The organism is Nocardia sp. NPDC059764 (assembly GCF_042732555.1).
GTDB lineage: Bacteria > Actinomycetota > Actinomycetes > Mycobacteriales > Mycobacteriaceae > Nocardia.
On record NZ_JBHWHH010000225.1, the window covers coordinates 1 to 10,081 of the forward strand.

Sequence of the window (10,081 nt, forward strand, 5' to 3'; positions counted from 1 at the left end):
CCCCACACCAAACGGTGTGGGGCCTTTGGCTTTTGGTGGGTGCGGCTACTTCCAGGCGGCGAGGGCGGGGAGATCGCCGGTGAGGTCGGCGCCGGGGGAGCGGCCGATGAGCCAGGCGGCCAGGGACGCGGCGGGGCCGGTGATTTCGGGGCCCTGGGCGCCCACTGCGCCGGTGAAGCCGGTGTCGGTGGCGGTGACCGTGAAGCCCGCTCCGTCGGCGGGCTTCACCTCGCTCAGGGACTGCGCGAGCAGGCGGGTGGTGAACTCCTCGGGCCAGTCGGCGGGGGTGTAGCCGATGTTCAGGTCGACGTGGTGGATCTCCACTTCCAGCAGCCGCATCCAGATGACGCGGGTCGCGGGGATCTCGCCGCCCATGCGGTTGCGGACGGTGGCGGTCCAGCTGTCGGCGGGCATGGCCCGGGCCAGGGTCAGCCAGCGTTCGGCGGAGGCGGTGAGGTCCTCGAGTTGGTCGCGCAGCGGGCGCGGCGCACCGGCCTCGATGTCGGAGTCGCGGAGGTATTGGCTTGCGTACTGCGGGGTTTCGATGCCGGTGCGGGCCCACAGCAGCAGGTTGACCAGGCTGTCGGCATTGCGGGAGAGGTGCGCGAGCACATGGCCGCGGGTCCAGCCGGGCAGCAGGGAGGGGTCGACGAGGTCGGCCTCGCTCAGCGCGGCGACCGCGGGGAGCAGGCGCTCGGTCGCGGCGGCGACGGTGTCGAGCTGGGTGGCGGTGTCGTCGAGGTGCGCGTCGCTGGTCACGATCCGACCCTAACCGCTGGGGGCGGTCAGCGGCCGGACGAGCGCGCGGTGCGCCGGTGCCGGGCCGGCGTCCCGGAATCGCGTTCGGCCACAACGATTTGCACGGCCAGCGCCACCAGCCACAGGGACATGGCCCCGACCTGGATGCGCTGCGCGATGCCCAGGCCGTAGTTGCCGGGCAGGTTGTCGGCGATCAGCATCCACGCTGTCACCACCGAGCCGACGATCAGAATCCACAGCCCGGTGTGCCGCAGGATCGGCCAGCGCCGGTACTTGAACGCGGCCACCGTGAACGCGATCATCGCGATGTAGATGGAGAAGACGGCCAGGGTGCTGGTCAGCGCGTGAATCTGGTGCAGCTGCGGGAACAGTCCGGTGTCCACATAGCGTTTGGGCGCGCCCGGCTCGTCGGGCACGATCGGCCACTGCGCGTCCGCGATGGTGGCCGCGCCGAAGCAGGCCAGCGCCACCCAGCCGATCGTGGAGTAGAGCCGCCGCGAGAACAGCAGCACGCCGCCCAGTCCCGCCACCACCAGCAGCGAGCCGGAGACGGTGTCACCGGTGGTGAAGACCCAGCGGAACGGTGCGCCCTTCTCGGCCAGCTGGCTGAGGAAGGTGTTGGTCGGGTTGCTCTGGATGGGCAGGATGAATTCCAGGACCCAGGAGGAGTAGCCGAGTCCGGCGACCGCGATCAAGATCGCGATGAACCATCGCAGTGCCCGTCGCCATCGCGGTTGGAGCACGGTCGTGCTCGGAGCCGCCTCGGCTAGTTTCTGCTCGGTTGGCATCACCGCGCTCGCTTTCGCTGGCCTCGCTCACTCGTACCGCCCTGCCCGGCAGTTATTCGTTCCATCCGGACTGGTCGGGTGGTCCGGTTATCAGTCCATTGTCGCCCATGTATTGACAGCGACCTCACAGCCCGCGCGACAAAGCGGTCATCACCAGGTCGGCAGCCGATTCGGCGGCCTCGTGTTCCCACACCCGCACCACGGTCCAGCCCGCGGCCACCAGCCGGGCATCGGTGTCGCGGTCGCGCGCCACATTCCCGGCCAGCTTCTCGGCCCACCAGTCGGCATTGTTCTTCGGCCGGGTCGCGTGCTGCGGGCAGCTGTGCCAGAAGCACCCGTCCACATAGACCGCCACCTTCCGCCGCGGGAACACCAGATCCGCCCGCCGCCGCAGTCCCGGCAGCGGCGCCCGGTCCACGAAATAGCGCTCACCGCGCCGATGCAATTCCCGCCGCAGGGCCAGCTCCGGCTTCGTCCCCGCGCGGCGCTGCTTGGCCATGCGGGCGCTGGTCGCCGCATCGGTGCTCGGCCGCGCATCCGTCATCCGGCCATCCTCGCCGCGGCGGGTGTGTCGGGCAAGGATCACGCGGCTTTGACGGGAGCGCCTCCCATGCGCTCGAGATGGTTCTCGACATCGTCGAGGAAGCCCTCGGGGAAGCGCAGCGAACCCATCCGGGTGCGGCGTAGGAATCCGGCGGTCGCCCGGGCCGACAGCAGCCGGGGATCGTCGAGGAACCAGCGCAGGTCCTCGTACGGCGCGTGAACCGGCCAGGTGGACACCGGCACCCGCCGGACCTCCCCGCGATGTCCCCAGGCCGCGGTCGGCCAGCTGCGGCGGGTCAGCGGTTCGCCGTCGGGGATCGGGTCGTCGGCCGGGTTGGTGACGCGCCCGGCGATCCACTCGGCCATGCGGACGCTCACCGCGTTGCCGACCAGCTTCCAGCGATGCCCGGGGCGCACGCCCGGCACCTCCAGCGCCGGTGTGGTCCAGTCGCGGTCGAAGCCCTGCAGCCGCTCCCCGTCGGTGATGCCCGGCGTCACCAGCTCCCCCGACGGCAGCCGGACCGCGGGCGGGCTGGCGATGCCGAGGCCCGAACCGCCTTTCAAGGTGGGCACCGCGTTCACCGCCCAGCCCAGTCCGCGATTGCCCTCGGTCCAGTAGAAGCCGCACGGATCGTGCGCCGGATCGCCGACCTCCCGCGGGCCCGCGTCGGTCCCGAACAGGATGGGCCGCGGATCCTCGGTGCGGGACGCCAGCATCAGCACCCGCTCCCGCCGCTGCGGCAGCCCGAAGGCGCGTGCGTCGACCACGCGATAGGCCCAGGTGTAGCCGAGTTCGGTGAGCGCGTCGGTGATGTGGCGCATGGCCGCGCCGCCGCCGAGTTGCAGCATGAACGGCACGTTCTCGATGAGCAGCCAGCGGGGTCCCCGCCGGCGCTTGACCAGCCGGAACACCTCGTCCACCAAACCCGAACGGGAACCGGTGATTCCGGCCGTGCGCCCGGCCTGGGACAGGTCCTGGCACGGGAATCCGGCCGCCACCAGCTCGATCCCGGACGGCAGCGCGCGCAGCTTCGTCACGTCCGAATGCAGTGGCACGCCGGGGAAATGCGCCGCCAGCACGGCCTGCGCACCCGTATCGATCTCGCAGAGCAGTTCACTGCGCCACCCGTGGGCCGCGAGCCCGAGTTCCAGCCCACCGATGCCGGCGAACAGGCCGACCATCCGCGCGCCCGTCACAACAGTCCCTTTCACCCCGGAGTCCCCGTGCCGCAGAGCACGTTACTCGAGTCCCTCATCCACACCGAGCGCAACGCCCGACAGGGCCGGACTTCCAGAGCCGGTCGCTATCACTCGGGCGATCGATCGGCGGGCGTTGGCGTGCGGAAACGCCGAGAACCCCTCCGCACCATTGCATGTTGATCACGATGTCCGGTCCCGGGAGTGATACCGGCCGGGGATCTCGGACGAGCCGGGGCCTGCAACTACGGTTATAGGCGTGACGGATAACGGGAGTGAGGACGCCAAGCCGGGAGCGCCGCGGTGGCCGGCCATTCTCACCTGGCGCGCACACAACGCCTCACGCATGGAATCGGTGCGGGTGGTGCTGAGCGGCAACCGGATTCGCGCCGCGGGCCGGATCATCGCCGGCGCCTGCGAGGACCATCCCGCGTTCAGCGCGTCCTACGACCTGGTCACCGACGAAGCCGGGGTCACCAAGCGGCTGTCGCTGCGCAGCACCCTGGCCACCGGCGAACGCCACGCCTCGATCGCGCGCGACGAGGAGGACTACTGGCTGATCGACGCCGGAAACACCCATGTGCGCTCCACCTTCGGCGGGGCGCTGGACGTGGACGTGGCGCTGAGCCCGTTCTTCAACACGCTCCCGATCCGCCGCTACGGTCTGGCCCGGGCGAGCGAGGACGTGCAGGTTCCGGTCGTCTACGTGCGGCTGCCGGATCTGCTGGTGCAGGAGGCCAGCCTCACGTACAGCAGCGGGCCGGACGGCATCCACGTGTTGTCCCCGGTGTCCTCGGCGACCGTCACCGTCGACCAGGACGGATTCCTCCTCGACTATCCGGGCCTGGCCGAACGGATCTGATCCCGGTCAGTCCAGTGAGGTGAGAACGCCGCCGGCGCGCCCGGCGTCGATGAGCTTGGTGAGCCAGTTGCGCTCGCCCGGGCTGATGTCGGTGATCGGCCAGCGCTCGTTGTCCTCGTAGTCGGTGCGGGCGTCGTGACCGGCCTCGGTCAGTTCGGTGATGGTGCCGTTGGCGCGCAGGCTGTCACGGGCCTGGGTGAGCACCTCGAGGGTGTCGTCCAGGACGTCCAGCAGGGCCGCGGCATTGGGTTCGCAGATGGCGCGGACCAGTTCGGGGGAGGTGGCGGCGACGCGGGTGCCGTCGCGGAAGGAGCCTGCCGCGAGGCCGAGCGCCAGCGGGCCGCCATTGGCGCCTTCGACGGCGAGAGCTTCGGCGAGCACGTGGGGTAGGTGCGAGATGCGGGCGACCGCGCGGTCGTGTTCCACCGCCAGCACCGGGACCACCACCGAGCCGCAGTCCAGGGCGAGCTGGGCGACGCGCCGGAAGTTGTCGGCGTGCACGCCCGGGTCCACGCTGACCGCCCAGGCGGCGTTCTTGAACAGGTCGGGAGTGGATGCGGCCCAACCGGATTCGCTGGTCCCGGCCATCGGGTGACCGCCCACGTAGCGGGCGCCCAGTTCGTGGCGTTGGACGGCGGCCGCGACCGGGGCTTTCACGCTCACCACGTCGGTGAGCACGCAGTCGGGGGCGAAGGTCTTCACATCGGAGAGCACCGCGTCGATGGCGGGCATGGGCACGCCGATCACGATCAGCGCGTCGCGTTCCGCGGCGCGCGACAGCACCGCCTCCACGTCGCTGATCACGTCGTAGCCGTCCATCCGGGCGGCCTTGGCGCCGACCTCGGACCGGTTGTAGCCGAAGGCCTCATAGCCGCCGGCGGCGGTGGCCCGCAGGACCGAACCGCCGATCAAACCGGTACCCAGGACGCAGACAGCTGGTTTCGAAGTGCCCGTCATGCGACCAGATTCGCATACGACTTCAACATTTCCCCCGAAGCGGACTACCGTTGCGCGCATGGCAGCACAACGCTCGAGCACGAACAGGGCGGCGTCGGACGACTTCGACGACGTGGAAGGGTTCGCGGTGGCCGTTGTCCGTGAGGAAGCCAACTGGAAGGTGACGCCGCTGAGCGACGCGTCCCTGACCAGTTTGTCCGCGGCCGAAGACGAGTTGCGCGCGCTGCGCAGTTCCGGCGCGGTGTTCGGCCTGATCGACGTTGACGACGAGTTCTTCATCATCCTGCGCCCCGGCCCGACCGGTAGCCGCATCCTGATCTCGGACGCCACCGCTGCCATCGACTACGACATCGCGGTCGACGTACTCGAGGAACTCAATGTCGAGGTCCCCGACATCGACCCCGACGAGATCGACGACGTCGAACCGTGGGAAGAGGGCGACCTCGGCGTCCTCTCCGATCTCGGCCTGCCCGAGCCGGTGCTGGCGGTCATCCTCGCCGAGACCGACCTGTACCCCGACGAGCAGCTCGGCATGATCGCCCAGCGGCTCGGCTTCGCCAACGAGTACTCGGCGGTCCTGGACAAGCTTCCGCGTTGACCGGCTCGCTCGCCGCCGATGAGGCGATGATGCGGGCCGCCATCGCCGCCGCGGCCGCGGCCGACCCGCGCGACGTCCCCGTCGGCGCGGTCGTCTTCGACGCCGACGGCCGTGAACTCGCGCGCGCCGCCAACGCCCGTGAAGCCCTGGGCGATCCCACCGCCCACGCCGAAGTCCTCGCCCTGCGCGCCGCCGCCCGGGTCCACGGCGACGGCTGGCGGCTCGAGGGCGCCACTCTCGCCGTCACCCTCGAGCCCTGCACCATGTGCGCCGGCGCCCTGGTCCTCTCCCGAATCTCCCGCGTCGTCTTCGGCGCCTGGGAACCCAAGACCGGCGCCGTCGGCTCCCTCTGGGACGTGGTCCGTGACCGACGTCTCAATCACCGCCCCCAAGTCCGAGCCGGCGTCCTCGAACCCGAATGCGCCGCCCTCCTGGACTCTTTCTTCCAATCCCACCGCCCCTAGCCCCCTCTCCAGCCGATTTCGGTTTCCGCACGGTCCTCCTGTAAAGTCACCACCGGTGGCGTGTCCGAGCGGCCTAAGGAGCACGCCTCGAAAGCGTGTGAGGGGTAACCCCCCTCCGAGGGTTCAAATCCCTCCGCCACCGCTGAGGAGCCCCTCACCTGTTCACGCAGGCGAGGGGCTCTTTTCATTTGTCCATATCGACACGATGCCAAGCGACTTCGAGTAGATCGTCCGTCGTGATCGATGGGCCGATCGATCCGTCCCTCGCTACCCGGGCCCACGACCCGTCCATGTACTGCAGCCACCCGGCGGGCTCGTCCTCATCCGGTTCAATCCCGACGCCTTCGATGGACATCGCATCACCTAGTGGATTCGGCGGGTCTGCGCCCAGGTGTTCCCGGGCGAAACGGTGATGACGGCCGCGACCTCGAGCAACTCTCCGGGGATCACACGATTGTCGAAATGCTCTGTGCTCGGCACGATTACGGCATCAACTCCCAATCGGTCGATGGCGACTCGGAGGCGACGCATCGGTTCGTCGGTGCGCGAGCTGAACACGATGGTCTTGCGCAGGTCGTATCCAGTCCTTCTGGCGGCGGCGAGAATTCGCAATTCGTCTCGCGGCTGGTTCATCCCCGAGACATCGCTGCGCAGGAACCCCACAGCGGAGGGCATGAGGCCCATGGTCACCACCCCCGACTGATCGGTGTGTAGGTGCGCGGCGGTTCCATGGCGAGCCTGGCCTGGATATCCGCGACGGTGAGTCGGGACGTGCGTGGCGAGACGTCGCGGGACGCCGTGTTGGTGCCGAACAGCAGTAGCGAGAGCAGTATCGCTGCGAGGATGATGGCCATGTCGGGTGTTCTCCTGGTCCCTGGAACGGTTCTGGAGTGCACCCGGCGCCAGTTCAGTCCGGCGCCGCGTGCCCCTTCCAGAGTTCTGCCGATCACGCTGTGGAAGAAGTGACCCGATGGGTACGGCACGGGTACTCGTGAGCGATTAGGGCACAGGGGAACCGATGAGCGTTTGCGCACGGTGGACAGGTGTTGAAACCAAGGCATTCCGCTCGGCCCTCCGGCTGGTCCGGGAGGAGTTCGCCGAGTATGTGGGCGTTTCGGTGGACGCCGTCAAGAAGTGGGAGCGTCTGCGCGCCGACATCGCCCTCAGCCCTGCCTATGCCACACGGATGGATGAGAAGCTGGGGGCGGTCGAACCCGCTGTCGCTGAACGGTTCTGGGCCATCCTCGGCACTCCGACGGCACTGGACCGTTTGCCACCCGCCGAGCTCGGCGAGAAGCTGGGTGCGCGAGACGATGACGAATGCATCATCGTTTCGGCACGAGCGTTGACCGGAGAACCTGTGCTGGTCACCGTGCCGCGCCGGACGTTCGCCATTGGGATCGGAGCGGGTGCTATCGGGGCAGCCACCGCCGGTATCGCAAACACGTCTGCGGGCAACTCCTTCGCCGCCATGTTCGCCGACGCGTCTATCAACCACGTCCGCCGCCGCACTAACGTTCCGCGCGCACGCCCAGGCGCTCGACGGTGATCCGCTGGGTAGTGCCCGTAACTACGACAACGCCCGCGAGATCGTGGCCGTCGCGACGGATGATCCAAAGTGGGGGATGTTCCTCGACCACTCCTATCGATGCCTATCAGGCGTATACCCGTGCGGAGACCGGTGACTATCGCTGTGCGACTTCACAGTTCGACGCGGCCGTAGCGGCTATGCAGCCGGACTATCCGCGGGACAAAGGTGTGTATCTCGCACGGGCTGCCGTGGCACATATGGCTTCCGGCGAGATCGAGCTCGCCGCAGCCGCAGGTTCGCGGGCTCTGGAGATCGGCAGGAGTACCGGGTCCGCCCGCATCCTGCACAAGGTCCGTCAGCTGTCGGGCATGATCGACACCGCCAGTACTCAAACGGGCGTGGCCGACTTCCGCGACGCCTTCACCGTCTGGGAGGACGAACAGTGCCCCGACCGTTCGTAGTGCTTTCCGTCGCCATCAGTCTCGACGGCTACATCGATGACACGATCCCGGAGCGCCTCTACCTCTCCAACGACAGTGATTTCGACGGTGTGGACGCCTTGCGTGCCGAGTGCGACGCCATTCTCATCGGCGCGGAAACCGTACGCCGGGACAATCCAAGACTGTGGCTGCGCAGCGAGAATCGTCGCGCTGAGCGAGTTGCCGTGGGCAAACCAGCCAACCTGCTCAAAGTGACCGTGACCCGCTCCGGCGATATCTCCCCCGACGCGAAGATGTTCCACCACCACATCGAAGCCGGAAAACCACTGGTGTACACCACCATTGAGGGTGCTGAGAAGATCGGAGACCGTCTCGACACCGTCGCGCAGGTCACTGCGATCGCCGACCAGGATTTCTGGGGTGCGCTGCTCGACGACCTCGGCCGTCGTGGCGTCGAGCGCCTGATCGTCGAGGGCGGCACCCACATCCACACCGCATTCTTGCAAGCAGGGCTGGCGGATGAATTGCGTTACGCGGTCGCTCCTCTGCTCATAGGGCAAAGCGACGCACCAAGGTTCGTCACCCCCGCCGACTTCCCCGGCGGCTCACGCCGCCGCCTGGAGTTCGTGGACGCAACCGTTCTCGATGACGTCGTGGTGCTGCGCTATCGACCCAAGCACACCAGCGCGGTGCCGTCCGGCTCCTAATCGTGCAAGGCGCTGGCGGCACAGGAGTGAGTTGAGAATGACGTGTAGGTCGTTATCCGGACGAAAAGGTTTACGCAAGGGGCGCGATCCAAGGTGGTTGCAGTACAAGGGGTTGAGGTGACCGAGTAGGCCGGAGGAATTGATGTCGTATCCGTACCAACCGCATCATGTGCAGGGGTATCGCCCGAATATGGTGCCTGCGCCCGGGACGGATAGTGGGGCTGGGGTGTTGGCGGGGGTGGCGGGGCTGGCGTTCGGGTTGCTCACGGGGCTTTCGAGTGCGTTGCAGTACTCGGTGATGTCGGGGTATTCGGATGATGTGCGGCATCCCTTGGGGGTCGAGGTGGGGATGATTTGTCGGCCTATTGCTGCTTTGCTGTTGATTCCTGGGGGGATTTTGTTGTTGCGGCGGCTGACTGTGGGGCGGGTGCTGGTGATCCTGGGTGTTGTTCCGTTGTTTGTGGAAGATGTCTTCGATTGGTATCGGCTGCCGCCGAGGAATATTGAGGGGCTGGGGGTGGCGCTGTTCCCGCTGGCGTTGTACCTGGGTGTTGCGGTGTTGGCCTCGCTGCCGTCGGTTACTCGGTGGGTTGCGGCGCGGCGGTGATCGGGGTCAGGGGCGGAGGCCGTCGAGGAGGAGGTCCAGGACTCGGTTGACGGCGGTGGGGTATGGGTCGTCGGGGGTGGCGTAGATCTGAAGGGTCATGAGGCGGCCGATGTCGTCGGGGGTGACGTCGGGGCGGAGGGTGCCGTCGGTGTGGGCCTGGGTGGTGAGGCGGGTTATGCGGTCGGTGATGGTGCCGCGGACTTCGGTGAGGGCGGGGTCGGCCTTGATGTCGGCGTGGAGGGTGGGTTCTATGGCGGCGGCGAGGGCGCCCAGGCGGAGTTCGGCGCAGGCGCGGAGGAGGCGGGTGAGGGCGTCGAAGGGGGTGGGGGCTTCGCGCTCGGCGGTGGCGGCCAGGTCGGAGAGGGCTGAAAGGTAGGAGTGGGCGGCGGCGGCTCCACCCTCGCTATCGCGGGCGCGCACACTCTGGCCGAGGAACTCGCCCGCACCCCCGGCGACCCCCGGCAGGCACTGGCGTCCTACGAGCGCCGCCACCGCAAGCTCGTCGAACCCAAGCAGCGCGGCTTCCGCGCCGCCACCGCCCTCATGGTTCCCGGCACCGCCGCCGGCATCGCGCTCCGCAACGCCGCCGTCCGCTTCCTGCGCTGACGACCGAGGCGCGCAAACGAAC

General features: G+C 68.3%; 16 protein-coding genes and 1 tRNA gene. 8 read left to right on the forward strand and 9 right to left on the reverse strand.

Annotation, left to right across the window (positions count from 1 at the left end; all coding sequences use genetic code 11):
- Positions 1 to 45 precede the first annotated feature (45 nt).
- The 4 genes from ACFV4K_RS32020 to ACFV4K_RS32035 form a co-directional block, all read right to left on the reverse strand.
- A complete protein-coding gene (locus ACFV4K_RS32020; protein WP_379279959.1) occupies positions 46 to 759 on the reverse strand; it encodes a maleylpyruvate isomerase family mycothiol-dependent enzyme in 714 nt (237 codons plus the stop codon).
- Between the two features lie 26 nt (positions 760 to 785).
- Positions 786 to 1,454 (reverse strand): DUF998 domain-containing protein, encoded by a 669-nt coding sequence (locus tag ACFV4K_RS32025; RefSeq protein WP_379279960.1) that lies wholly within the window; start codon positions 1,452 to 1,454, stop codon positions 786 to 788.
- A 217-nt stretch (positions 1,455 to 1,671) separates the two neighbouring features.
- Positions 1,672 to 2,091: a very short patch repair endonuclease gene (locus ACFV4K_RS32030; protein WP_379279962.1), complete on the reverse strand. Its 420-nt coding sequence runs from the start codon at positions 2,089 to 2,091 to the stop codon at positions 1,672 to 1,674.
- Positions 2,092 to 2,129: 38 nt separating this feature from the next.
- A complete protein-coding gene (locus tag ACFV4K_RS32035; protein ID WP_379279979.1) occupies positions 2,130 to 3,272 on the reverse strand; it encodes a DNA cytosine methyltransferase in 1,143 nt (380 codons plus the stop codon).
- 274 nt (positions 3,273 to 3,546) lie between these two features.
- Between ACFV4K_RS32035 and ACFV4K_RS32040 the strand changes: the two genes are divergently transcribed.
- Positions 3,547 to 4,149: a putative glycolipid-binding domain-containing protein gene (locus tag ACFV4K_RS32040; protein ID WP_379279963.1), complete on the forward strand. Its 603-nt coding sequence runs from the start codon at positions 3,547 to 3,549 to the stop codon at positions 4,147 to 4,149.
- Positions 4,150 to 4,155: 6 nt separating this feature from the next.
- Here the strand turns inward: ACFV4K_RS32040 and ACFV4K_RS32045 are convergent, their stop codons facing one another.
- Positions 4,156 to 5,106 carry a prephenate dehydrogenase gene (locus tag ACFV4K_RS32045; RefSeq protein ID WP_379279964.1) on the reverse strand — a complete coding sequence of 317 codons (951 nt, stop codon included), beginning with the start codon at positions 5,104 to 5,106 and terminating at the stop codon, positions 4,156 to 4,158.
- Positions 5,107 to 5,164: 58 nt separating this feature from the next.
- On the opposite strand from ACFV4K_RS32045, the gene ACFV4K_RS32050 reads away from it, so the two are divergent.
- The 3 genes from ACFV4K_RS32050 to ACFV4K_RS32060 all read left to right on the forward strand — a co-directional run bounded on the left by ACFV4K_RS32050 (position 5,165) and on the right by ACFV4K_RS32060 (position 6,310).
- Positions 5,165 to 5,704, forward strand: a complete 540-nt coding sequence (locus ACFV4K_RS32050) for a tRNA adenosine deaminase-associated protein (protein WP_379279966.1) — start codon at positions 5,165 to 5,167, stop codon at positions 5,702 to 5,704.
- A gap of 26 nt (positions 5,705 to 5,730) precedes the next feature.
- Positions 5,731 to 6,168, forward strand: a complete 438-nt coding sequence (locus ACFV4K_RS32055) for a nucleoside deaminase (protein ID WP_379279981.1) — start codon at positions 5,731 to 5,733, stop codon at positions 6,166 to 6,168.
- A gap of 54 nt (positions 6,169 to 6,222) precedes the next feature.
- Positions 6,223 to 6,310: transfer RNA gene (locus ACFV4K_RS32060), tRNA-Ser, on the forward strand.
- A 42-nt stretch (positions 6,311 to 6,352) separates the two neighbouring features.
- On the opposite strand, the gene ACFV4K_RS32065 is transcribed toward ACFV4K_RS32060, so the two are convergent.
- Genes ACFV4K_RS32065 through ACFV4K_RS32075 form a run of 3 tightly spaced genes read right to left on the reverse strand, consistent with a single transcriptional unit; the run spans position 6,353 to position 7,022 of the window.
- Positions 6,353 to 6,523 carry a hypothetical protein gene (locus ACFV4K_RS32065; RefSeq protein WP_379279968.1) on the reverse strand — a complete coding sequence of 57 codons (171 nt, stop codon included), beginning with the start codon at positions 6,521 to 6,523 and terminating at the stop codon, positions 6,353 to 6,355.
- Between the two features lie 8 nt (positions 6,524 to 6,531).
- Complete coding sequence (locus tag ACFV4K_RS32070; RefSeq protein WP_379279969.1) at positions 6,532 to 6,843, reverse strand: hypothetical protein; 312 nt, start codon at positions 6,841 to 6,843, stop codon at positions 6,532 to 6,534.
- A gap of 11 nt (positions 6,844 to 6,854) precedes the next feature.
- Positions 6,855 to 7,022 (reverse strand): hypothetical protein, encoded by a 168-nt coding sequence (locus ACFV4K_RS32075; RefSeq protein ID WP_379279971.1) that lies wholly within the window; start codon positions 7,020 to 7,022, stop codon positions 6,855 to 6,857.
- Between the two features lie 164 nt (positions 7,023 to 7,186).
- Between ACFV4K_RS32075 and ACFV4K_RS32080 the strand changes: the two genes are divergently transcribed.
- The 4 genes from ACFV4K_RS32080 to ACFV4K_RS32095 all read left to right on the forward strand — a co-directional run bounded on the left by ACFV4K_RS32080 (position 7,187) and on the right by ACFV4K_RS32095 (position 9,453).
- Positions 7,187 to 7,717 (forward strand): helix-turn-helix domain-containing protein, encoded by a 531-nt coding sequence (locus tag ACFV4K_RS32080; RefSeq protein ID WP_379279972.1) that lies wholly within the window; start codon positions 7,187 to 7,189, stop codon positions 7,715 to 7,717.
- Positions 7,718 to 7,956: 239 nt separating this feature from the next.
- On the forward strand, positions 7,957 to 8,160 hold the full coding sequence (locus ACFV4K_RS32085; protein WP_379279973.1) for a hypothetical protein: 204 nt from the start codon (positions 7,957 to 7,959) through the stop codon (positions 8,158 to 8,160).
- Positions 8,160 to 8,846, forward strand: coding sequence for a RibD family protein (locus tag ACFV4K_RS32090; RefSeq protein WP_379279975.1), 687 nt, complete (start codon positions 8,160 to 8,162; stop codon positions 8,844 to 8,846). Before ACFV4K_RS32085 ends, ACFV4K_RS32090 begins: the two co-directional genes overlap by 1 nt.
- 238 nt (positions 8,847 to 9,084) lie before the next feature.
- Positions 9,085 to 9,453 carry a hypothetical protein gene (locus tag ACFV4K_RS32095; protein ID WP_379279976.1) on the forward strand — a complete coding sequence of 123 codons (369 nt, stop codon included), beginning with the start codon at positions 9,085 to 9,087 and terminating at the stop codon, positions 9,451 to 9,453.
- Positions 9,454 to 9,459: 6 nt separating this feature from the next.
- Here the strand turns inward: ACFV4K_RS32095 and ACFV4K_RS32100 are convergent.
- A partial coding sequence (locus tag ACFV4K_RS32100; RefSeq protein ID WP_379279978.1) for a hypothetical protein occupies positions 9,460 to 10,081 on the reverse strand: 622 nt, incomplete at its 5' end.